Origin of the sequence: Nocardia sp. bgisy134, from assembly GCF_965341865.1 — a bacterium.
Lineage (GTDB): Bacteria > Actinomycetota > Actinomycetes > Mycobacteriales > Mycobacteriaceae > Nocardia.
The window spans coordinates 81,845-104,267 of sequence record NZ_CBDQZP010000014.1 but is presented as its reverse complement, the minus strand read 5'-3'; the positions used below and the strand labels follow the sequence as shown (position 1 = coordinate 104,267).

Sequence of the window (22,423 nt, the reverse complement as noted above, 5' to 3'; positions counted from 1 at the left end):
GTTCCTTTCGGCATGCGGAAATCGTGGTGCCGGGCGGCCCGGCAACCACCATGTTACCGGCCGACGCGGTGGATCGCGTCGCCCGGTCTGCGTCCTGTTCGCGTGTCGGTGCTCACCATCCGCTGGGCAGCGGACGCCCTTCCGCGAAGCCCGCCGCGGACTGCACGCCGAGCACGGCCTTGTCGTGGAAATCGGTGAGCGTGCGGGCGCCCGCGTAGGTGCAGGCGCTGCGCACACCGGAGCAGATGTGGTCGATCAGGTCCTCGACGCCGGGGCGTTCCGGGTCGAGTCGCATGCGCGAGCTGGAGATGCCCTCCTCGAACAGCGCCTTGCGGGCCCGGTCGAAGCCGCTGTCGGTGGCGGTGCGCGCGGCGACGGCGCGCTTGGAGGCCATGCCGAAGCTCTCCTTGTAGGCGTTGCCGTCGCGGTCCACCCGCAGGTCGCCGGGCGACTCGTAGGTGCCTGCGAACCAGGAGCCGATCATCACGTTGGACGCGCCCGCGGCCAGCGCGAGCGCCACGTCACGCGGATGCCGGACGCCGCCGTCGGCCCAGATGTGCACGCCGAGTTCCTTTGCGGCCGTAGCGCATTCGGCCACCGCGGAGAACTGCGGGCGACCGACGCCGGTCATCATCCTCGTGGTGCACATGGCGCCGGGGCCGACGCCGACCTTGATGATGTCCGCGCCCGCCGCGGCCAGATCGCGGGTGCCCGCGGCGGAGACCACGTTGCCCGCCACCAGCGGCACGCCGAGGCCGAGATCGGCGACGGCGCGCAGCGTTTCGAGCATCTTCTCCTGGTGACCGTGCGCGGTGTCGATGACGAGCAGGTCGGCGCCCGAGTCGACCAGCGCCTTGGCCTTCGCGGCCACGTCGCCGTTGATGCCGACCGCGGCCGCCACGCGCAACTTGCCATTGCCGTCGATGTTCGGCTGGTAGATGCCCGTGCGAATGGCGCCGGTGCGGGTCATCACGCCGGCCAGCGAGCCGTCCTCGGCGGTGAGCACGGCAAGGTGCGCGTGCTCGGCCTCGAGCAGGTCGAACAGCTCGCGCGGGGAGGTGCTGGCAGGCGCCTGGACGAAATCGGTGACGGCTACCTCGCGCAGACGGGCGAAGCGGTCGACGTCGGTGCACGCGCCCTCGGTGACCACGCCGACCGGCCTGCCCGCGTCGACCACCACCAGTGCGCCGTGCGCGCGCTTGTGCATCAGCGCCACGGCCTCGGAGACCGACCGATCCGGGTCGAGCGTGACCGGGGTGTCGGCGGTGAGCGAGCGGCTCTTGACGAAGGCGATGGTGTCGGCGGCCGCGGTGATCGGCAGATCCTGCGGCAGGACCACGACGCCGCCGCGCCGGGCGACGGTCTCGGCCATGCGGCGGCCCGCGACGGCGGTCATGTTCGCCACGACGATGGGAATGGTGGTGCCGGAACCGTCGACGGTCGACAGATCCACATCGAAACGGGACGCGACGTCGGTCCGGTTCGGGACGAGGAAGATGTCGTCGTAGGTGAGGTCGTACGGCGGCTGGTGTCCAGGGAGAAACTGCACTTGACCAATACTAACCGGGACTCACGACTCGCGCGGCAATTCTCCGGCGCACCGGCTGGGGCGGTCCCATCGAGCGGGACCGGGCGTTTGCGCGTGGCGTAACAGTGCGTGCCCGAACGCGATCGGCGGGCGCAGTGGGTTCGCTGGGAGCTGCTCAGTGGCGGGCCGGTGAATGGCGAATCCGAAGGGGGCGGTGCAACTCGGCACTGTGCCGGAATGGTGTCAGCGCCGGAGTGGTGTCAGCATGAGGGATTGGACGTACGTCTGCCCGGCGTATCGATGGAACAGTATGTGCCTCAACACATTCAGCTACAGGGTTGCGACCGGACGCTCCTGTGGCGAAGCGGATGCGGTCGATCAAGCGGCGGCCTGTGCGCGCGACAGTTGAATCGCTGTCACGCACATGACGAGCACAGCGAACGCGGTGATCACAATCCCGAAACCGTTGGTGCGCAACTGTTCGTCGAGAACCGTCAGGCCGAGAAACGCGGCCGCCAGCGGTTCGGCGATCGTGACGGCGGGCAGCGAGGCGGTGAGCGAACCGGCTTGGAAGGCGCGCTGCTGGAAGTAGACACCGATCAAGCCCGCGGCGACCAGCGCCCACGTTTGCCAACTGCCGACGACGTGGCCGAGCCCGTGCTCGAACAGATCCGTGACGTAGGAGGTCAGCGCGGCGGCCAGCCCGAACAGCGCGCCGCCCGCGGCGCCGAACAACAGGGCGCGGAGTCCGCCGTCGGCCGCACCGAGCGCCAGCGCGACCGCGCCGCCGACGGCGCCGAGCAGAATCCCCAGCGGGACGATCCAATCGCCCAGCGGCGCGTTCGAATCCCCTTCGGAAGGATTGCCGACCACGAGAAAGCAGGCCAGCGCCGCGACGAGCGCCAGTGCGGCAGCCCAGTTGCGCGCCCCGACCCGGCGACCGGTGAGCCGCGCCGAAAGCGGCAGCGCGAACACCAGCGCACTCACCAGAATCGGCTGCACCAGCAGCACCGCCCCCAGCGCGAGCGCCACGACCTGCATCGCGTACCCGCCCGCGTCTCCGCCGACCCCTGCCCACCACCGCGGACTGCGCAGCAGCGTCCCCACCAGCGAGTGCTCCTCCGGCACCGCCGAGGCGGCCCGATGCTGTGCCACCGCGGCCACCGCGAACAACAGCGCGGCCACGAGCGCGCAAACCACGGCCCAGAACGGATGATGCACCACTCCAGTTTGCCCCGCATTAGCCAACTCGCGGATCCGCCCACTCCACCCGGGCGCGTCGCCGTTGCATCCCGGGCGTGTCGCGCCCCGTCTCCAACCTCGCGCCCCGTCCACACCCTTCGCAGACCTCAGAACCCATGCGAGTCGTACCAAACATTCACTGGCGCGAATCCCCGCTGCCACATGTCTTTCGTACGCCTCACGCTGTCGGTGTCTATGTGAGGCGTGCGGAAGGAGTGTGAGGACGCGTTGGCGGTGTGCGGAAGGCGCCTGGGCGTGGCGCGCGGATCAGTTGGCCCGTCGGCGACGCCCGCCGGTGGCGTGGTGGTGGCCCGTGGTGTCTCGCGCTTCGACGGAGCGGCGTCCGGCGCGGGTGCGGGGGACCGGGGTCGAGCCGTCGGCGCGGGGCGCGCCGCGGTCGGGGGCTTCGTTGCGGCGTCGGCCGGTGTGTGCGGTCGATGTGCCGTCCGTGGTCGATCGGCGTGCGGGTTCGGTTGTGGTGCGGCGGTTTTCGGTCGAGCGCGCGCCTGCGGCGTGATTCGCGCGCCCTGCCGCGGGAGTGGTCGAACGGTTGCCGCGGGACCGCCGTCCCGGCCCGCGTGGGGCGGGAGTTTCTCCGGAGGACGTCGCCTCGGCGGCGGATCGGCGCGCGGTCGAGCTCACTTCGGCGCGGGTGCGACGCCCGTCGGACTTCGCTTCTGTCGCGGCGTGGCGCTCGGTGGATCTCGCCTCGGCACCGACGTATCGCCCGTCGGACGTCGCCTCGGCTGCGGCGCGACGCCTACCGGTCTTCGCCTCGGTGCCGGCGCGGCGCGAGGTGGACTTCGCCTTGGCCTCGGTGCGACGCCCATCGCCCCCGGCCCCCTCGACCTTCGCTGCGGCAGCGCCGGGCAAAGTGACAGGAATTCCCGACGGCCGACGCGCGCCGGTGATCGCCGCCAGCCGCTTGTCGCCCGGCGTGATCTCGACGCCCTCGATGTCGACCCCTGCCTTGCGGGTCATCTTCTCCACGTCGGTGCGCTCGGCGTCGGTGACCAAGGTGACGACGACGCCGTCCTCGCCCGCGCGCGCGGTGCGGCCCGCTCGGTGCAGGTAGGCCTTGGGTTCGGCGGGCGGGTCGACGTGCACGACGAGGGAGATGCCGTCCACGTGGATGCCGCGGGCGGCGACGTCGGTGGTGACGAGTACGGGCACGCTGCCGTCGGCGAAGGCCGCCAGCGTCCTGGTCCGGTTGTTCTGCGCTTTACCGCCGTGCAGCGCGCCCGCAGCGACGCCGGAGGCGCGCAGCTGTTTGGCGAGCCGGTCGGCGCCGTGCTTGGTGCGCACGAACAGGATGGTGAGCCCGTCGCGGGACGCGATCTCGGCGACCACGGCGCGCTTGTCGGCCTTGTGCACGTACAGCAGGTGGTGCGACATGGTGGTGACCGCGGCCGACGGCGGCGCGGTGGAATGCGTGACGGGGGAGCGCAGGTAGCGCTTGACCAGCTTGTCCACCTCACCGTCCAAGGTGGCCGAGAACAGCAGTCGCTGACCGTCCTTGGGTGTCCGGTCGAGCAGCTTGGTGACCTGCGGCAGGAAGCCCATGTCGGCCATGTGGTCGGCTTCGTCCAGCGCGGTGATCACCACCTCGGACAGGTCGGCCGAGCCCTGCAGGATCAGATCCTGCAACCGGCCGGGGGTGGCGATGAGCAGGTCGACTCCGCGGGCCAGCCGGTCGGCCTGCCGCTTGATCGGCGCGCCGCCCACCACCGAGGCGATGCGCAGGCCGAGGGCGAGCGCGGGTTCGTCGAGTGCGCGTTCGATCTGCGCGGCCAGCTCCCTGGTGGGTACCAGCACCAATCCGCGCGGACGGCCGGGCTTGGCGGCGCCGCCCGCGAGGCGGGCCAGCATGGGTAGTCCGAACGCCAGCGTCTTGCCGGAACCGGTGGGGCCGCGGCCGAGCACGTCCTTGCCCGCGAGGGTGTCCGGGACCGTCGCGGCCTGGATGGGGAAGGGCGCCTCGATGCCGTCGCGGCGCAGAGCCTGGACGAGCGGAACGGGCAGGCCCAGGTCAGCGAAGGTGACGCTGGGCGCCGCGGCGGCGGGCGAGGGAGTCAAAGGGTTGACGGCCTTTCGTGTGTCGACGTGCGCGCGCGTGATCGGCGCGCGAACGGGCGTGGTGGTGGACGGCGACGTCCCGAAGTGAGATGCAGTAGGGGCGACCGGTGTGACGCCGGATCGGCGAGGTCAGTGGTTGAACAACCGACTGAGTTCGACCAGCCAGGGTACCGCGACGGCCAAGGTGGGAACCACGAGGATGGCGACCGACCCCAGATAGGCGACCGACGCCACGCGGAGATCACCGATCCGGCCGCTCAGCCGCTGGATGCGAATCAGCGTGGTCGGTCCGCCCGCGGCCAGCGCACCCTGCGGCGCGGTCGACTTCGCGCAGGCAACCAGCGCCCGCGCGAGCGGCTTGGGTCCGGTGATCTTGACCGCGGAATCGTCGGCGAGCAACTCGATGAGCAGCTTCACCGAGCCGAGCGCGGCCTTGCTGCGCACCACCCGGGGAAAGGCCTCGTGCACGGCCGTGAACGCCTCGAGCACCAGATCGTGCCTGGCCCGCAGGTGCGAGCGCTCGTGACTGACGATGGCGGTGACCTCGGAATGGTCCAGGTTGGTGAGCGTGCCCGCACTGAGCACGACCCGCTGGCGCAGGCCAGGCAGGCAGTAGGCGATCGGTTCGGTGGCGGCGAGCACGCGGATGTCGTGCGCGCGCCGGTGCGGGCCGCTCTGGTCGAGCAGGTCGACCAGCATGCGGTGCCTGGCCCGCCGCCTGCGGGTGTGCACCCCGACGCGGATCACCGAGAAGATCAGTCGCGCGCCGATCAGCAGGGTCAGCGCGAAGACGGTGACGTAGGCGAGCCACAGGGGCAGACCGAGGGCATCGATCTCCCTGGTGGGGGAGGTGGTCGGGCGTCCGTCGGGTCCGGGCACCAGCAGCTCGGCGGCGATGGCGAGCCCGGATCCGAAGGCGCTGAGCACGGCCGCGAGCGCGATGGCCTGCCACAGCACGAGCGCGGCGCGCGGTGTCCGGTACGGCCAGGTCGCACGGCTGAGCAGCGCAGGGGCGGGCCCCGCGAGAAGCAAGGCGAGACCGGCGAAGACCGGCGCGGTTGCGTTCATCGACTCAGCTCACTGCGTTGTGGGGACCGGCGCGCTCACGGCATTGTGAGGGCCGGGGGCCGAACGGCCATCCCCGATACTACTTGGGCGGTGGTTGATTGCCTTCGGATGCTTCGAGCTTAGCGAGTGCCTCGCGCAGCGCATCCGCTTCGTCGCGACCGACCTGCTCCACGAAATGCACGAGCGCGGCGGCGCGGCTACCGGCCGCGTCGGCCTGTTGCAGCGCGTCGACCATGAGCGAGGCGACCAATTCGTCCCGGGTGTGCACGGGCGCGTACCGATGCGCGCGATCGTCGCGCCGCTGGACCACCAGATTCTTCTTGGCGAGTCGCTGCAACACGGTCATGACCGTGGTGTACGCGAGTTCGCGGCGCGCGGCCAGCGCTTCGTGCACTTGCCGGACGGTTTGCGGTTCGTCGCTCGACCACAACTGGTCCATGACCGCTTTCTCGAGTTCACCGAGTCCTGCCATCCCCCAAGTTTACGGACACAACGACAAGGATGCGTACTACACCCCGTCGTAACTGTCCGGTTGCTATGTGGTATTGGTCATACCTCGCGAACCGGATGAATTATTCCGCCGATGCGCCGGGCAGCACGTGCCGGGTACCGATCGGCACGATCATCGGCCTGCCGGACACCGGGTCCTCGAGCACGGACGCGTCCAGCCCGAAGACCTCTTTCAGCAGCGCGGCGGTGACGATGTCGGCCGGACTGCCCTGCGCGACGATCCGTCCGGCGCGCATGACGATCAGCTGATCGCTGTATCGAATGGCCAGGTTCAGATCGTGCAGCACCATCACCACGGTGCGGCCGAGATCGTCGTGCAGCCGGTCGACCAGATCGAGGACCTCGAGCGAATGCGCGAGGTCGAGGTAGGTCGTCGGCTCGTCGAGCAACAGGATGTCGGTGCCCTGCGCCAGCGCCATGGAAATCCAGGCGCGCTGACGCTGGCCGCCGGAGAGCTCGTCGAGCGCGCGGTCGGCAAGATCGGCGATGCCGGTTTGCTCGAGCGCGGTCATCACCTCGGCCTCGTCGGCCGCGGACCACTGCCGGATCCAGGACTGGTGCGGATGACGGCCGCGCGCGACCAGGTCGGCGACGGTCAGGCCCTCCGGCGCGACCGGCGTCTGCGGCAGCATGCCGACCACGCGCGCGACTTCCTTGGTCTTCATCGACGAGATGGCCTTGCCGTCCAACAGGATTCGCCCGGTCCGCGGCCGCAGCAGGCGGCCGAGCGAGCGCAGCAGGGTGGACTTGCCGCAGCCGTTGGGGCCGATGACGGTGGTGATCACGCCGGGCGTGATGTCCAGGGTGAGGCCGTCGACGATGACGCGGTCGCCATAGCCGAGGCTGATGCCCTCGGCGGCCAGCTGGTGCGCGGCGGCGGTGGTGGTGACGGTCATGACAGGGTCGCCTTCCGATTCATACGCACGAGCAGGTACAGCAGGAACGGTCCGCCGAATCCGGCGGTCACGATGCCGACGGGCAGGTCCACCGGGAACAGCGTCCGCGCGGCCGCGTCCGCTCCGACCACCAGGATGGCACCGATCAACGCCGAGCCGATCAATGGTTCCCCCGGCGTGCGCAGCAGTCGCCGCGCGACCTGCGGCCCGGCCAGCGCGACGAACGCGATCGGACCGGCGGCCGCGGTCGCCACGGAGGCGGCCACCACCGAGGCGCCGATCAGGATGGCCTGCTGGGTCTGGATGCGCACGCCGAGCACCCTGGTGGTCTCGGTGCCGAGTCGCAGCGCGGCGAGGGTGCGCGCCGAACCCACCGCGACCAGCGCGACGATCGCCAGCGCCAGCGCCGCGGGGACGAGCTGGTCACGGTCCGCGCCGTTGAGCGATCCGGTCAGCCACAGCTGGGCGCGGGCGGCGTCCTGCCAGGTCCCGCGGGTGAGCACCCAGTTGATACCAGCCATGAGCAGCGCGTTGACGCCGATGCCGATGAGCACCAGCCGCAGGCCGGTCGCACCGAATTCGCCGGTGGCGGTGCGACCGAGCGCCAGGACGTAGATCGCCGCGGCGGTGAGCAGTCCGCCGAGCAGCGCGGCCAGCGGCGCGCCGAAGGTGGCCGCGAAGCCCGTCGTGGCGCCGCCGGAGGCGACGAGCACCGACACCGCGCCCAGGCTCGCTCCGGTGGTGATACCGAGCATGTCCGGGCTGGCCAGTGGGTTGTGCAGGATCGATTGGGTGATCGCGCCCGCGAGTCCGAGCGCCGCGCCGACGACGAGCGCGGTGAGCGCGCGCGGCAGCCGCGAGTCGAGCACGATGTAGCGCTGCGATCGGCTCCCGCCGCCGGAGAGCACGTCGAGGACCCGGCCGATCGGAATGTGCGTGTCGCCCACGGCGATGTCCACGCAGAACAGCGCGAACGCGAGCGCGGCGAGCACGAGCACGATCGCGACCATGGCCGGTCGCAACACCAGCGACACCGGGCCGAGTCGCAGGGCGGGGCGCACCCGGCGCAGTCCGGCCGAATCCGGCGGTCGGACGGCGGTTTTCACGTCGACGTTCACCGCGTCCTCCTGGCGGGCGCGAAGGCGGAGGAGCCGAGTCTCACAGGTTCACCAGCTTTCGACGGCGCACGAGCGCGATGAAGAACGGGGCGCCGACGGCGGCCAGCATCACGCCGGCCTGGAGTTCGCCCGGCCGCGCGACGAGCCTGCCCGCGGTGTCGGTGACGAGCAACAGCAGCGCGCCGATGCCCCCCGAATACGGCACCAGCCAGCGGAAATCGGGCCCGGTGACCATCCGCGCCAGGTGCGGGACGATGAGGCCGAGGAAGGCGATCGGTCCCACGGCGGCGGTCGCGGCGCCGCACAGCAGCACCACCGCGGTGAGTCCGAGGGCGCGGCTGCGGCCGATGTGCACGCCGAGCCCGCGCGCCACCTCGTCGCCGAGGGTGAGCAGGTTGAGTCCGGGCGCGGCCGCGACGGCGAGTACGAGCCCGGCCGCCAGGAACGGCAGCACCTGCCAGAACACCTCGGCGTCGCGCCCAGCGACCGCGCCGACCACCCAGAATCGATAGGTGTCCAGGGCCGCGGGGTCCAGCAGCACAATGGCATTCGTCATCGCCTGGAGCAACGCGGTGAGCGCCGCGCCCGCGAGCACCAGGCTGAGCGGGCTGGCCTTGCCGCTGCCGAGTGAGGAGAACCCGAAGACGGCGAGTCCGGTCAGCAGCGCTCCGGCGAAGGCGAACCAGATGTACTGCTCGGGCATGGTGAAGCCGAACAGGTACATGCTCAGCGCGGCGAGAAACGCGGCGCCGGAATTGAGTCCGAGCAGGCCGGCGTCGGCGAGCGGGTTGCGGGTGTAGCCCTGGATCAGCGCACCGGTGATGCCGAGCGCCATCCCGGTGACCACCGCGAGCGCCGTGCGCGGCAGCCGCAGCGACCGCACGATCTGCTCCTCGACGGTCTGCGCCGGGCAGCTGAACGGTCCGCCCTGGCAGGCCAGCGCATCGCGCACGGCGTCGTAGACGGTGCCGGGCGCGAGCGACCGGGAACCGAGCGCGACGCTGGCCACCGCGGCGAGCGCGAGCAGCGCGAACAAGAGGACGAGACCGGTCAGGCGACGCCGCCTCACGGTGCCAAGGGGTGTCACAGCGACGAACTGCTCCTGACTCGATGTGGTGCCGACTTCACGTAGCCCTGGGCTTGCCAGGTTGGGTAAGCCTAACCTATCTTCCGAACTCGACTTCTATGAGGAGCCGACCCCGAGGAGGTTCGATGCTCGAGCCATTGACAACCCGCCAGGCCCGCGACGCCGAGGCGGCGTTCGGTCGCGCCTGTGCCCGGCTGCGGGCGTTGCAGCCGGAGCACCCGCGAGTGTATGCCGTTGCCGCGATGGCCGATCAGGGCAAACGCCGGTGGTGGAAGCTGTCGGAAGGCTTGCGCGAGGGCCGGATCGAGCTGATGTACCGGCGCCACGCCGCCGAGATGATCAGCGCCGACACCGCGGCCGAGGTGGTCGCGACCGCGCTCATCCACGCGGTGATCGGCCGGGTGGCCGCGCTGCTCGTCGCCGAGGGCAAGGCTTGGGATCCCGGCCTGGAAAACCTGTGGGTGCACCACGACAACGACGGCGGCATCGACTGGGCGGGCTTGGAGGACACCACGATTCGGGTGATCGACGGCGAACGCTCGGCCGGGCGGCCGGGTGTCGTGACGCTGCCCTGCGAACGCGCCATGTTCGTCTGGCTGGCCCACCGCTGCGAGCCCTCGCTGACGCTGATCCAGCAGGGACTCGCCAGGTGCTCCGGGCTCAGCGCGCGCCGATTCTGGTCGCTGGTGGGCGAATCCCTCGTCGGCGCGTCGACCTATGTGCCCGCTCTGGCCCGCACCGACGCCGAGGACGGCGCCCGCCGCGGCCAGGGTCTGCTGCTCGCGCTGGAGGAACGCGGGCTGCCGGTCCGGCGCACCGCCTGTCTGGTCCGCTGAGTCCACCGCCGTTCGCCGCGCGTCCGTTTCGTCGTCACCTGCGCCGGGTACGTTGCGCGCTGGTGAACCGCGGCCGATGCCGACGCGGCGCGACGGTGTCCGGGAAAGGCCGATTGTCAGCGCGAGGAGGGGCGAGGCGAAGGCATGAGTGAACGCGGTGAGCGAATCATGTGCCTGCGGGCTGTGCGCATGCCGGAGCCGAGCGCCGGTGAGGCGAAAGCATGAGCACGCAGCTGATGATCGTGGAGGACGACGACCGGGTGCGGACCGCCTTGCGGCTGGCGATGGAGGACGAGGGCTATGACGTCGCCGAGGCCGAAGCCGCGGAATCGGCGCTGGATCACCTGCGCGACAACGGCGCACCGGACGTGATGATCATCGACCTGATGCTCGGCGGCATGGACGGCTTCACCTGCATCAGGGAGATCCGGCGCGACCACCAGGTGCCCATCATCGTGGTGAGCGCCCGCGACGACACCCACGACGTAGTGGCCGCGCTGGAGGCGGGCGCGGACGATTTCGTCACCAAGCCGTTCGAGGTCAAGGAGATCACCGCCCGGATGCGGGCGCTGCGGCGGCGCGCGGGCCTGACCGCCGAACGTGATGCGCCGCAAGACATTCTGCTGGACGCCGCGCGCCGCGTTGTGCTCTCGCCGCGGCGCGGCATCGCCCGGTGCGGCGGGGACGACCTGCGTCTCACGCTGACCGAGTTCCGGCTGCTCTGTGAGCTGGCCGAGAACCCGGGTTTCGTGCTGAGCCGCGCCGTGTTGCTCGACCGGGTCTGGGACCGCGGCTTCTTCGGCGACGAGCGGATCGTCGACGTGCACATGCGGCGGCTGCGCACCAAGATCGAGTGCGATCCTTCCGACCCTCGCCTGATCGTCACCGTGCGCGGCCTCGGCTATCGCCTCGATGTCCAGGAGTGATCGCCGCTGCGCGCCGATCCCGCTGCGGAGTCTGCGCGGGCGCGTCGTCTTCGCTTTCGCGTCGAGCGCGAGCCTGGTGGCCTTGATCCTGGTGGCGGCGGTGTTCCTGATCGGGCGCGATTACATGGAATCCCAGCGCGTCCGCGCGGTGGAACGGGGCGCGGAGGCGCACGCCGAAATGCTCGGCGTACTGCTCGACGAACCGGGCGCGACCGGCGCCGCCGCGCTCGGCGCGCTGAACCCGCCCGCCGACACGGTGCTGCTGTTGCGGTGGAATTCCGAATGGTTCAGCAGCGACCCGGATTTCGACGCCGACCCCGCGGTGGTGCTGCCCCGGGGGCACGGCAGGCGCGGTCCCGGTCCCACCGAACGCGTCACCCTGGACGGGCGGTCGTACCTGCGCACCGGGGTGGCGCTCGGCGAGAAGGGCGGCGTGCTCTACGAATTCGCGCCGCTGGCCGAACTCGAGGCCACCCTGCGCATGCTGCGCAACGTGCTGATCATCTGCGGGCTCGCCGCGGTCGCGATCGGCGCGGGGCTGGGGGTGTGGGCCAGCAGGCACGCGCTGAAGCCGCTGCGCCAGGTGGCCGGGACCGCGGCGCGCCTCGCCGCGGGCGAGCACGAGATCCGGCTGCCGCGCTCGCGGGACCGGGATCTGTCGACCACAGTGGACGCGTTCAACGCCATGGTCGACGCACTGCAGCAGCGCATCGAACGGGAACGCAGGCTGGTCTCCGACATCGGCCACGAGCTGCGCACCCCGCTCACCACGCTGACCACCGGCGTCGCCGTGCTGACCAGGAACGCCGAGGAGCTGCCCGAGCGGTCGCGCCAGGCCCTGGGCCTGGTGAACGCCGAACTCGACCACCTGCGGCGGCTGCTCGAGGATCTGCTCGCGCTGGCCAGGGCGGAGGCGGGCATTCATCGCTCGGACCTGGAGCCGCTCTCGCTCACGGAGTTGCTGACCAACACCCTGGCGGCGCGCGCCTACGACAGCGCGCTGCTGGACGTCGAGGACGACGTCGTCGTCGAAGGCCGCAAGATCGAGCTGGAGCGCGCGGTGGCGAATCTGCTGGAGAACGCGGACCGGCACGGCGAGGGTGTCGTCGCGGTGCGCGTCGGGAAGGAGGGCCTGCGCGCCGTGCTCACCGTCGACGACGCGGGTCCCGGTGTGCCGGAAGCGGACCGCGCGCGCATCTTCGAGCGCTTCGCGACCGTCCGCACCGGTCGGCGTTCGACGGCGGGCACCGGCATCGGGCTCGCCCTCGTCGCCGAGACTGTGGCCGCGCACCGCGGCAGTATCGCCTGCCTGGAACGACCGGGGGGCGGCGCCCGTTTCGTCGTGTGGCTGCCCGCGGCGGCGATCACGAATTCGTCATGAGATCGCACGGCGGCCGAACGAACGAGCGGGGCCCGGCGTGACGACGCCGGGCCCCGGTGGTGCCGATCGTGGATCAGCCGATGCTGAAAGGCCGGCCCCACAGCGTGATCACCGACATGACGTTGGTGGTCTCGACCTTCACCTTGACGAACGAGCGCGCCTGCGCGTAGCCGCCGCAGCCGGTCAGGCCGATGGTCTCGTCCGCCCAGGTGACGCTGCCGGTGGTGCCCTTGAACTTGTTGCGCCGCTCGTGCGACTCGTTGCCGAAGTCGTCGGCCTCCTCGATGTCGAGGACATAGAACGACTTGGCCTGGCCGGGGCCGAGCGAGAGCTCGCCGCCGCTCTCGGCGCCGACGTTCCCCTCCACCTGGTCGCCGCTCCAGTCGAGCTCGCCGGTGACGCCGCCCTCGACGCCGCCGCCGTCGATGTTGACCTGGCAGCCGACGACGTAGCCCGGGTAGATCTTGCCGCCCTTGGCATTCGAGCCGGACAGCTCGACCTGCGCGCTGGCCGACACCCAGGTGTTGCGATGCACCGGGGTCGAGCCGAGGGACGGGCTGATGGTGGCGGATTCGCCGACCAAGCGCACCGTGACGACGGTGCCGTCGGACAGGGTCTTGGTGATCTGGCCGCCCGGCAGCGGCACGAAGGTGTCGGCGTGTGCGGCGCCGGTGGAGAACAGGCCCATCGCGAGAGTGGCTGCGGCCCCGAGGCCCGCCGCTCGTGCGATGCTCTTGCGATCGATCATTGTGGTGTTGCCCCTCCGGGGTCGAAGTCGCTTCAGCGCGAGAGTGTTTCGTGGACCACTGCCGGAATCAGCCGATGCTGAACGGCATCCCGTAGAGGGTGGTCTTGGAGTAGTGGTCGCCGACGATCTCGACGACGGTGTAGGCGCGCGCCTGGGCGTAGCCCGCGCAGCCCTGGATCTCGATCTCCACGTCCTGGTACTCGACCGAGTAGACGCCCGGCTTCAGGATGTCCTTGTAGTCGATCTGCACGAACTTCACCTGGCCGGGACCGAGCTCGAGGCCGATCGATCCGCCGAGGCTGCCGCCGCTGAGATCGATGCCGCCGGAGAGGCCCGCGCTGATCGCGTCGTCGCCGATGGCCACCTGGCAGCCGACGATGTAGCCGGTGTTCAGCTGCGAGGCGCCGTGCGTCGAGGAGTTGTTGCTGCCCGGTCCGTTGGCGGGACCGTTGTTGGGGCCGACCTTGCCCTCCGGGGTGACCGTGACGTCCGCGGTGACGGTGCCCGAGACCCAGGCGACCCGGCCCGCGCCGTTGGCGGCCAGCGAGGGCGAGATCACCGCGCGCTCACCGATCCTGGCGATCGTGACGCCCGGCCCGACCCGCTCGCCGTTCGGCAGTGGCACGAAGGTGTCCGCGTCGGCGGCGCCGGTGGACAGCAGGCCCATGGCAACGGCCGCGGCGGCGCCGACGCCGGCGACACGGCCGACGCCGCGCAGACCGCTGGAGCGATTCATGCTCATACTTCCCCTCATCAGATCTCGGACGGTGCGCCTCGGCGTTCGAGGCGTCACCGCCTCCGCGAGGTGCACCCGAGCTTGTCGAGTCGCGTTGTCCGACCGATGAACCGGCGTCGCCCGCGCCGATGAACGTTCCCCGGCGGTCGCGTGTCCAGTTCTTTGCGATCGTGTGTCGACGGCCGACACGAAGTCGACATGTGCTGTGACAGAAGGAAGTTCGCGACGACGGCGGTGAGATCGACGGCGCGGGAAAGAAAGAGCGACGGGCCCCACGTGGTGACGTGGAGCCCGTCGCGGCAGTGGATCGGGGTCACCGCAGCCCTCGGGACTCGCTCGATCCTGACGCCGTCCTAAGTATAGGTCAGGCTTACCTAACTTGGCAACACGCTGTTTCCCGGCCGTGTGTCATGTGACATTTTTCGCCCTCGGCGACCCTGGCGTGTCGAATCAGCGCGGTCCTACGCTGTCGCTCCGACACGAGTCGCGAGATCCCCTGACCCAAAGGGATATTCGTCGCAAACCGTACAGACCGGCGCGTCGACCACCGCCGAGTACCGATCCGTCCGGACGCGTGTCGGGATCGTGTGTGTCGATGTCGAGGAGCTGTACCCGCTGTGTTCGTTCACCGTTCGTTCCGGTCGCGCTCGCTGGCCGCGCTGTTCACCGCGACCGCCTTGCTGGCCGCGCTCTCCTGTAGCGCCGAACAGCCCGGGTTGCGCAGTCATGTCGAGAGCCCGTCCCCGCACGTCCCCGCGCACTGGGACTACGACGCGGAGGGGCCCGATCACTGGGCCGACCTGGACCACGACTTCCTGACCTGTCGCAGCGGCCACGAGCAGTCGCCGGTCGACCTGTCCGGGTCCGCCCGGATCGATCCCGCCGACCACATCGACGTCGACTACCGGCCGATATCGGGGGTCCGGCTGATCAACAACGGTCATACCGTCCAGGCCGAGCTCCCCGCGGGCAGCGGCAACCGCATCCTCGTCGCGGGCCAGCCCTACGATCTGCTCCAGTTCCACTTCCATCTGCCCAGCGAGCACACCGTCGACGGCCACGGCGCGGCGATGGAACTGCACCTGGTGCACAAGAACGCCGCGGGCCGGATCGCCGTGCTCGGCGTGCTGATGGAGGCGGGTGCGGGCGCGTCGGTGTTCGGGCCGATCCTCGCCGCCGCACCGAAGAGTTCGGATGCCGCCGTCGATTTCGGCGGCCCGCTGGATCCGTCGGCGTTCCTGCCCGCCATCCGGGATCAGTTCCGCTACAACGGTTCGCTCACCACGCCGCCGTGCAGCGAGGGCGTGTCGTGGACGGTGCTGAGCACGCCGGTGACGGTCGCGCCGGGCGAGGTCGAGCTCTACCGCGGGCTGTTCGCGCACAGCAACCGGCCGACCCAGCCGCTGAACGGCCGGACCATCACGCTGGCCGGGAACTGAACCCGCTGCGCCCGGCGGTTTCGTGTGGTGTAAAGCTGGGGGTCATGACGCAACAGGAGACCGGGGCCGTACGTTCGCTGGCCGATGTCACGCCGGAGATGATGAACGAGCTCAGCGAGGGCACCTTCGCGGACCTGATCGGCCTGCGCTACACCGAGCTCAGCGGGGAGCGGGTGCGCGGCGAGTGGGTCGTCAAGCCGCACCTCTACCAGCCGGCGGGCATCCAGAACGGCGGCGTGTACTGCACCGTCATCGAGACGCTCGCCAGCATTGGCGGCGGCTTCTGGTACGGCGAGCGCGGCACCGTCGTCGGCGTGAACAACAACACCGACTTCCTGCGCGCCGTGCGCGAGGGCATCCTCTACGGTGAGGCGACCCCGGTCCACCAGGGCCGCACCCAGCAGCTGTGGCAGGTCGTGATCACCGACGAGCAGCGGCGGGTGGTGGCCCGCGGCCAGGTGCGTCTGCAGAACCTGCCCAAGCGCGACTGAGCCCGCGCCGTCGAGCGGCGACGCGGGATCGGGCGTGCCAGAATGGCCCTCACCCGTCCACCGACCGGTGAGGAGCCCCGATGCGACTGTCGCCGCACGAGCAGGAGCGCCTGTTGCTGAGCTACGCCGCCGAGCTGGCCAGGCGCAGGCAGGCACGCGGGCTCAAACTCAACCACCCCGAGGCGGTCGCCCTCATCACCGATCACGTGCTCGAGGGCGCGCGCGACGGCAGGACCGTCGCCGAGCTGATGTCGTCCGGGCGCACCGTGCTCGGACGCGACGATGTGATGACCGGCGTGCCGGAGATGATCCACGACGTGCAGGTGGAGGCGACCTTCCCGGACGGCACCAAGCTCGTCACCGTCCACCACCCGATCGCCTAGGCGGCCCGCGTGATTCCTGGCGAATACTTCTGCGCCGAGGGCGAGATCGAGCTGAACGCGGGCCGCGACCGCATCACGCTCGACGTGGTGAACACCGGCGACCGGCCCGTGCAGGTTGGCAGTCACGTGCACTTCCCGCAGGCCAACGCCGCGCTCGACTTCGACCGCGTCGTCGCGTACGGGCGGCGGCTGGACATCCCCGCCGGCACCGCCGTGCGTTTCGAACCTGGCCTCGGCCAACGGGTTTCGCTGGTTCCGCTGGGCGGGACCCGCGAGGTACACGGCATCGGCCTGACGCCGCCGGGACGGCTGAACGAACCGTCGAACACCGAGGGGGCGCGATGACCGCGCTGAGCAGGGCCCGCTACGCCGAACTGTTCGGACCGACGGTGGGCGACCGAATCCGCTTGGCGGACACCGATCTGATCGTCGAGATCACCGAAGACCGCTGCGGCGGACCGGGTCTCGCGGGCGACGAGGCCGTGTTCGGCGGCGGCAAGGTGCTGCGCGAATCCATGGGCCAGTCCCGCGCGACCCGCGCCGAGGGCGCGCCGGACACCGTGATCACCGGCGCGGTGATCATCGATCACTGGGGAATCATCAAGGCCGACATCGGCATTCGCGACGGACGCATCTGCGGCATCGGCAAGGCGGGCAACCCCGACACCATGCCGGGCGTGCACCGGGACCTGGTGGTCGGCCCGTCCACCGAGATCATCGCGGGCAACGGCCGGATCCTCACCGCGGGCGCCATCGACTGCCACGTGCACTTCATCTGCCCGCAGCTGATGGACGAAGCGCTCGGCGGCGGCATCACCACGCTCGTCGGCGGCGGCACCGGGCCCGCCGAGGGGTCCAAGGCGACCACCGTCACCCCTGGCGCCTGGCATCTGGCCCGCATGCTGGAGGCCACCGATCACTGGCCGCTGAACATCGCGCTGCTCGGCAAGGGCAACACCGTCAGCGAAGAAGCCATGTGGGAGCAATTGCGCGCGGGCGCAGCGGGTTTCAAGCTGCATGAGGACTGGGGCTCGACACCGGCGGCGATCGACGCCTGCCTGCGGGTCGCGGATGCCTCCGGCGTGCAGGTGGCGCTGCACTCGGACACCTTGAACGAGGTCGGCTTCGTCGAGGACACCCTCGCCGCCATCGCCGGGCGCGGTATCCACGCCTATCACACCGAGGGAGCGGGCGGCGGGCACGCGCCGGACATCATCACCGTCGCCTCGCATTCCAACGTGCTGCCGAGTTCGACCAACCCGACCCGTCCGCACACCGTCAACACCCTCGACGAGCACCTGGACATGCTCATGGTGTGCCACCACCTGAGCCCGGCCATTCCTGAGGATCTGGCCTTCGCGGAGAGCCGGATTCGCCCGTCCACCATCGCCGCCGAGGACCTGCTGCACGATCTCGGCGCCATCTCCATGATCGGCAGCGACTCGCAGGCGATGGGACGGATCGGCGAGGTGGTGCTGCGCACCTGGCAGACCGCGCACGTCATGAAGCGCCGTCGCGGGTCGCTGCCCGGCGACGGCGCCGCCGACAACGCCAGGGTGCGCCGCTACGTCGCCAAGTACACGATCTGTCCCGCGGTCGCACACGGCATGGACCACGAGATCGGCTCGGTCGAGGTCGGCAAGCTCGCCGATCTGGTGCTGTGGGACCCGGCGTTCTTCGGCGTACGCCCGCACGCCGTGCTCAAGGGCGGCGCGATCGCCTGGGCGGCGATGGGCGACGCGAATGCCTCCATCCCGACCCCGCAACCGGTGCTGCCCCGCCCGATGTTCGGCGCGGCCGCGCCCGTCGCCGCGGCCACCTCGCTGCACTTCGTCTCCGAGCAGGCCGTCGCATCCGGTCTGGCGGATCGCCTGGCGGTGCGCCGAAAGCTGGTGCCCGTCAAGGATGTTCGCCAGCTGACCAAGTCCGACATGCCGCTCAACGACGCGATGCCGCACATCGAGGTGGACCCGGACACCTTCACCGTCCGCATCGACGGAGAGGTCTGGGCCGAGCAGCCCGCGACGGAACTGCCCATGGCCCAGCGGTATTTCCTCTTCTGACCGGTCTCAGGCGCCGAACGACATGATCGCGAAGGCGGCCCCGGCCGGATCGGCGAGCGCGGCGACGCGCGAGGGACCCGGCATGTCCTGCGGCTCGGCGAGCAGCTTGCCGCCCAGTTCCGCGGCGCGAGCGACCACGGCGTCGACGTCGGCGACGCGGAGGGTCATCGACCAGAAGGGTGCGGGCTCGCCGGGCTGGGCGTGGTGCGCCCCGCCGAATTCGTGCCCGCCCGCACCGGGAGAGACTGCCTGGTACGGGTTTTCGGCCGCCGTCTCCCAGGCGGCGTTGGTGTACTTCCAGCCGAGCACCTCGGCGTAATGCGCCATCGCGTCGGCGGGCGCGCCCGGCGCGGAATACTCCACCCAGCACGGACCGTTGATCGCGCCCCAGTTCTGGGTACCGGGATGGGTGATCAGCTGCGCGATCGCATAGGTCGCGCCGGCCGGATCGGTGAGCACCGCGAAGGTCAACTGCCCGAAGACGTCCATGGGTTCGCAGAAGACGGCCGCGCCCGCGTCCCGCGCGGCCGCGACGGTGGCCGCCGCGTCGGACACCGCGAAATACAGCGTCCAGGCCGACGGAACGGTGCTGCCGTCCGGCGTTGTCGCCGATGCGATGCCCGCCACCTGGGCGTCACCCTGGCGCAGCAGCGTGTAGTGGCCGGCCTCGGGGCCCAGATCCTCGGCGGTCCAGTCGAACAGGGCGGTGTAGAACTCGGCGGCGGCCGGGATATCCGGGGTCGTGACATCGAACCAGCAGGGGGCGCCGGTGGCGAATGCAGCGTGCATGGTGATCTCCTCGACGTGTCGTTGTCGTACACCGATACCGACGGCGTTCGGCCGGGAAAATCATCGCGCCCCGTGGCGGCCGCGTCACGTCCGGCTGGGTAAGGTGCTGCGAACGAACGGTCCGGGTGATCTCTCCGACGCCCGGGCGACCGAACTGTCACTGCGTGGAAGGGGACGCGAGTGCTGGGCAACGACCCGAGCCAGGCCGCCGACGAATTGGCTCGGTGGGCCGAGAATCTGCAACGTACGGCGCAGAAATATCAGGACCTGCAAGGCAGAATGGTGGCATTGTCGGTCACCGAGAGCTCGGCCGACAACCGGATCAGCGTGACGGTCGACGCCAACGGCGTCACCACCGGCATCACCCTCGCCGCGGCCACCCGCGGCATGGACCCCGCCGCCGTCGCCGCCGAGCTCATGGCCTGCACCCGCCGCGCCCAGGCCCGCCTGCGCAACCAGGTCACCGATCTCGTCCACGACATGGTCGGCGACGACGGTGCGGGCCAGGCCATCGTCGGCCAGTACGCCGAGCGCTTCCCCGATCCCGGACCCGCCGCGCCGCCGGCCCACGCGGAGCCGGTGTATACGCCGCCCGCCGCCTACGCCCCACCGCCAGCGCCCGCTCAGCCGTCCCAGCCACCCCATGGCAGCCGAAAGCCCGACCGCGATCAGACATTCACGCCGGACGAACCGGACGAGGACGACCTGTACTACCGCCGCAAGTCCTGGCTGGAGTGAGCCCGACGGAATTCTGTCGGAACCGAATGTGCCGTGACCGCGTCATAGTCAGTGGGCCGCCGCCTGCGGCAGGCACGGAAACGGCAACTGGAGGGACGTAGATGGGCAATCCCGGTGATATCGCGGTCGATCCCGGCGGGATGCGTGACCACGCCGCGAAGGTGGACGCCGTGCTCGAAGGGCTTTCGATGGCGCGGGAGGCGGCCGAGTATCTCGCGCACGCCGACGACGGCTACGGCACGCTGGTCGGCCCCTACGCGCGATCGATCCTGAACCCGTTGCACGACCGCATCACCGAGCGCCTGCGCGTCGTGACCGAGGACGCCGAAGAACTGCCGCCGAAGCTGCGGTTCGCCGCGGACTCGTTCCAGAACCTGGACGAGGGCCGCAAGAACGAGACGGACCGGCAGCGCGAGCAGATCGAAGAGAAGGTGTAGGGGATGGGTTTCGACGACAGCAAGGCGCCGGAAGGGAACGAACTACTCGCGGAGGGGGTCGACCACCGCAACGAGTACTACCAGGAGGATGTTCCGTTCCTGCGCAACGTCGGCCTGCCCATCGGGCAGGGAGAGGACAAGGACGCGAACGCCGGTGTCTTCGCGGGTACCCCGGTCGGTGATCTATTCGAGGGCGGTCACAAGGTCTTCGCCGGATCGACTGGCGAGAACGGCAATACCTTCGCGGGCGTCATGCAGATTTGGGCGGGCGCGAGCGCGGTGGCGGATGCGACCAAGATCGGGCAGGACATCGCCAAGGGCATCACACTGGCGAAGTTCGATCCCTTCAATTACGTCGGCTCGATGTTGATGGGCTGGATGCTCGAACACGTCGAGCCGATGCGGAAGACGCTGGATTCGCTGGCGGGCAATCCGGAGATGGTCACGGCCTACTCCGAATCCTGGTCCGCCACATCGGCGAAACTCGCCTCGGTCGCCGCCGACTGGAAGCAGCAGGTCACCGCGGACACGGACGGATGGGTCGGCGCCGTCGCCGACGCCTACCGGACAAAGGCCGACGCGGTGATCGCCCAGATCGCCGTGCAGGCCGCGCTCGCCGACCTGCTGAGCCGGGTGAACGAGAAGATGTCGAAGGTGGTGGAGGGCGTGCGCGGCATCATCACCGAGATCCTCAACTCCCTCGCGGGCATGCTGGTCGAGATCGCCGCGATTCTCATCGCTTCCGGGGGCACGGCCTCACCGGCGCTGATCGCCCGCGCCGTGTTCGGCATCTCCACCGCCACCATGACGGTCTCCCAGATGGTGTTGAAGATGGCCCAATCCCTCATCGGTCTCGGCGCGCTGCTGCGCAACCTGGTGCAGATGGTCGTGGGCGTCGTCGGAATCGAGAACGAGCTGGCCGAGGCGGGGGTGTAGCCGAAGCTCCGGTCAGCCCTGAAATCCGGAAGCGCGCACCGCCGCCACGACGAGGTCGGCAACGCCGCGCATGCCCGTCAGGGTCGGGTGGTAGGGGGCCAGGGTCTCGGTGGCCACGAGCGGATCGAACCAGCGGACGCCCTCGGGCGCGCACATGTCGTGGCCGGCGGACGGGGTACGGGTGTCGATATAGGTGGCCCCGTATTCGGCCGCGGCACTGGCGACTACGGAGTTCAACCGGTCGAACGCGCGCTGCACGACGGCGGCGTCTTCGAGGCGAAGGCCGATCAACGCGGGGCAGCCCCCGTCGCGGACATACAGCGGCCAGCCGTCCACGAAGATCTTCGCGTTCGGTGCGAGCGACGTGATCCGTTGTAGCGCAGCCGAATACGCGGCAGAGATTCCGTCGATCGCGGGATCCCACGCCGGGTCGGCGCACGCGCCGCCACGGAGCCCGGCCAAGTGGCAGGCGACGACGAACCTGGTCATCTCGGTGTCGTTCGCGCCGATGTGTACGGTCACCAGCCGGGTGTTCGGGCCGAGTCCATCGAATTGCGGTGCGATGCCGGGCCTTTGGCCGGTGGTCAGGTCCGGGATGCGGGCTCCGCTGCAGGTGCGGTCATCGAGCCGGAGACCGAGGTCGGCTGCGACCAGTTTGGGCGTGTTCGCGGTGGAGCGGACGCACGGGAACGGAGCGCTCGGGTCGAACCGCTGCACGCCCGTGGTCGCCGCGCCGGAATCGCCGAGCGCCACGTACTCGGCGCCGCCGTCGGCGGGCGCGGCCGATGCCGGGGCGTGCATCGTCGCCGCAAAGAGGGTCAGCAGGCCCGCGGCGACGGCGGTGGCGCGCAAGCGGTTCCGGACGGTGGTCATGGTCGGTGGTGCTCCGGGTCGGTTGTGTCGGGTCGGTCGATCTCGGCGAAAGTGAGACGCGCTGGTCTCTGTTTGTAATCAGACTCTAATATGGCCTGGACCTCGGACGACCGCTTTTCGGA

The 22,423-nt window shown here is 70.3% G+C and carries 22 protein-coding genes and 1 pseudogene; 11 read left to right on the top strand and 12 right to left on the bottom strand.

Annotation, left to right across the window (positions count from 1 at the left end):
- Positions 1-112: 112 nt before the first annotated feature.
- The 8 genes and pseudogenes from ACRWNM_RS23990 to ACRWNM_RS23955 all read right to left on the bottom strand — a co-directional run bounded on the left by ACRWNM_RS23990 (position 113) and on the right by ACRWNM_RS23955 (position 9,525).
- The gene (locus ACRWNM_RS23990) at positions 113-1,549 is read right to left on the bottom strand and encodes a GuaB1 family IMP dehydrogenase-related protein (RefSeq protein WP_431970325.1); all 1,437 of its coding nucleotides are present in this window, start codon (positions 1,547-1,549) and stop codon (positions 113-115) included.
- Between the two features lie 357 nt (positions 1,550-1,906).
- Positions 1,907-2,749, bottom strand: a complete 843-nt coding sequence (locus ACRWNM_RS23985) for a DMT family transporter (protein WP_431970324.1) — start codon at positions 2,747-2,749, stop codon at positions 1,907-1,909.
- 729 nt (positions 2,750-3,478) lie between these two features.
- Positions 3,479-4,846: pseudogene (locus ACRWNM_RS23980) on the bottom strand (DEAD/DEAH box helicase); the annotation flags it as partial.
- A gap of 129 nt (positions 4,847-4,975) precedes the next feature.
- The gene (locus ACRWNM_RS23975) at positions 4,976-5,914 is read right to left on the bottom strand and encodes a M56 family metallopeptidase (protein WP_431970323.1); all 939 of its coding nucleotides are present in this window, start codon (positions 5,912-5,914) and stop codon (positions 4,976-4,978) included.
- 79 nt (positions 5,915-5,993) lie between these two features.
- A complete protein-coding gene (locus tag ACRWNM_RS23970; protein ID WP_067778283.1) occupies positions 5,994-6,386 on the bottom strand; it encodes a BlaI/MecI/CopY family transcriptional regulator in 393 nt (130 codons plus the stop codon).
- 100 nt (positions 6,387-6,486) lie between these two features.
- Complete coding sequence (locus ACRWNM_RS23965) at positions 6,487-7,320, bottom strand: ABC transporter ATP-binding protein (RefSeq protein ID WP_431970322.1); 834 nt, start codon at positions 7,318-7,320, stop codon at positions 6,487-6,489.
- Positions 7,317-8,438, bottom strand: coding sequence for a FecCD family ABC transporter permease (locus ACRWNM_RS23960; RefSeq protein ID WP_431970321.1), 1,122 nt, complete (start codon positions 8,436-8,438; stop codon positions 7,317-7,319). The genes ACRWNM_RS23965 and ACRWNM_RS23960 overlap by 4 nt, the downstream gene beginning before the upstream one ends.
- Positions 8,439-8,478: 40 nt before the next feature.
- Positions 8,479-9,525: a FecCD family ABC transporter permease gene (locus ACRWNM_RS23955; RefSeq protein ID WP_431970320.1), complete on the bottom strand. Its 1,047-nt coding sequence runs from the start codon at positions 9,523-9,525 to the stop codon at positions 8,479-8,481.
- Between the two features lie 125 nt (positions 9,526-9,650).
- Here ACRWNM_RS23955 and ACRWNM_RS23950 point away from each other — a divergent pair, with 125 nt between their 5' ends.
- From ACRWNM_RS23950 to ACRWNM_RS23940, 3 genes are all read left to right on the top strand, one after another.
- Positions 9,651-10,361: a hypothetical protein gene (locus ACRWNM_RS23950; RefSeq protein WP_431970319.1), complete on the top strand. Its 711-nt coding sequence runs from the start codon at positions 9,651-9,653 to the stop codon at positions 10,359-10,361.
- A 221-nt stretch (positions 10,362-10,582) separates the two neighbouring features.
- Positions 10,583-11,287, top strand: a complete 705-nt coding sequence (locus ACRWNM_RS23945) for a response regulator transcription factor (RefSeq protein WP_431970318.1) — start codon at positions 10,583-10,585, stop codon at positions 11,285-11,287.
- Positions 11,274-12,668: a sensor histidine kinase gene (locus tag ACRWNM_RS23940; protein WP_431970317.1), complete on the top strand. Its 1,395-nt coding sequence runs from the start codon at positions 11,274-11,276 to the stop codon at positions 12,666-12,668. The genes ACRWNM_RS23945 and ACRWNM_RS23940 overlap by 14 nt, the downstream gene beginning before the upstream one ends.
- Before the next feature lie 73 nt (positions 12,669-12,741).
- On the opposite strand, the gene ACRWNM_RS23935 is transcribed toward ACRWNM_RS23940, so the two are convergent.
- Together ACRWNM_RS23935 and ACRWNM_RS23930 are read right to left on the bottom strand one after the other, a co-directional pair.
- Positions 12,742-13,416: an MspA family porin gene (locus ACRWNM_RS23935; protein ID WP_431970316.1), complete on the bottom strand. Its 675-nt coding sequence runs from the start codon at positions 13,414-13,416 to the stop codon at positions 12,742-12,744.
- Between the two features lie 67 nt (positions 13,417-13,483).
- Positions 13,484-14,158 (bottom strand): MspA family porin, encoded by a 675-nt coding sequence (locus tag ACRWNM_RS23930; RefSeq protein WP_431970315.1) that lies wholly within the window; start codon positions 14,156-14,158, stop codon positions 13,484-13,486.
- A 611-nt stretch (positions 14,159-14,769) separates the two neighbouring features.
- On the opposite strand from ACRWNM_RS23930, the gene ACRWNM_RS23925 reads away from it, so the two are divergent.
- The 5 genes from ACRWNM_RS23925 (at position 14,770) to ACRWNM_RS23905 (ending at position 18,528) form a co-directional block, all read left to right on the top strand.
- Positions 14,770-15,591, top strand: coding sequence for a carbonic anhydrase (locus tag ACRWNM_RS23925; RefSeq protein WP_431970314.1), 822 nt, complete (start codon positions 14,770-14,772; stop codon positions 15,589-15,591).
- Between the two features lie 44 nt (positions 15,592-15,635).
- The gene (locus ACRWNM_RS23920) at positions 15,636-16,082 is read left to right on the top strand and encodes a PaaI family thioesterase (protein ID WP_431970313.1); all 447 of its coding nucleotides are present in this window, start codon (positions 15,636-15,638) and stop codon (positions 16,080-16,082) included.
- A gap of 80 nt (positions 16,083-16,162) precedes the next feature.
- Positions 16,163-16,465 (top strand): urease subunit gamma, encoded by a 303-nt coding sequence (locus tag ACRWNM_RS23915; RefSeq protein WP_431970312.1) that lies wholly within the window; start codon positions 16,163-16,165, stop codon positions 16,463-16,465.
- Between the two features lie 9 nt (positions 16,466-16,474).
- Positions 16,475-16,810, top strand: coding sequence for an urease subunit beta (locus ACRWNM_RS23910; protein WP_431970311.1), 336 nt, complete (start codon positions 16,475-16,477; stop codon positions 16,808-16,810).
- Complete coding sequence (locus tag ACRWNM_RS23905) at positions 16,807-18,528, top strand: urease subunit alpha (RefSeq protein ID WP_431970310.1); 1,722 nt, start codon at positions 16,807-16,809, stop codon at positions 18,526-18,528. The genes ACRWNM_RS23910 and ACRWNM_RS23905 overlap by 4 nt, the downstream gene beginning before the upstream one ends.
- A gap of 6 nt (positions 18,529-18,534) precedes the next feature.
- On the opposite strand, the gene ACRWNM_RS23900 is transcribed toward ACRWNM_RS23905, so the two are convergent.
- Positions 18,535-19,317: a VOC family protein gene (locus ACRWNM_RS23900; protein WP_431970309.1), complete on the bottom strand. Its 783-nt coding sequence runs from the start codon at positions 19,315-19,317 to the stop codon at positions 18,535-18,537.
- Positions 19,318-19,497: 180 nt separating this feature from the next.
- Between ACRWNM_RS23900 and ACRWNM_RS23895 the strand changes: the two genes are divergently transcribed.
- The 3 genes from ACRWNM_RS23895 to ACRWNM_RS23885 all read left to right on the top strand — a co-directional run bounded on the left by ACRWNM_RS23895 (position 19,498) and on the right by ACRWNM_RS23885 (position 21,428).
- Positions 19,498-20,055, top strand: a complete 558-nt coding sequence (locus tag ACRWNM_RS23895) for a YbaB/EbfC family nucleoid-associated protein (protein WP_431970308.1) — start codon at positions 19,498-19,500, stop codon at positions 20,053-20,055.
- 101 nt (positions 20,056-20,156) lie between these two features.
- Positions 20,157-20,492, top strand: a complete 336-nt coding sequence (locus ACRWNM_RS23890; protein WP_431970307.1) for a type VII secretion target — start codon at positions 20,157-20,159, stop codon at positions 20,490-20,492.
- A 3-nt stretch (positions 20,493-20,495) separates the two neighbouring features.
- Entirely contained in the window at positions 20,496-21,428 is a 933-nt protein-coding gene (locus ACRWNM_RS23885) for a hypothetical protein (RefSeq protein WP_431970306.1), read from the top strand.
- Positions 21,429-21,440: 12 nt separating this feature from the next.
- Here ACRWNM_RS23885 and ACRWNM_RS23880 read toward each other — a convergent pair whose 3' ends face one another.
- On the bottom strand, positions 21,441-22,301 hold the full coding sequence (locus ACRWNM_RS23880; protein WP_431970305.1) for an SGNH/GDSL hydrolase family protein: 861 nt from the start codon (positions 22,299-22,301) through the stop codon (positions 21,441-21,443).
- Positions 22,302-22,423: the final 122 nt, after the last annotated feature.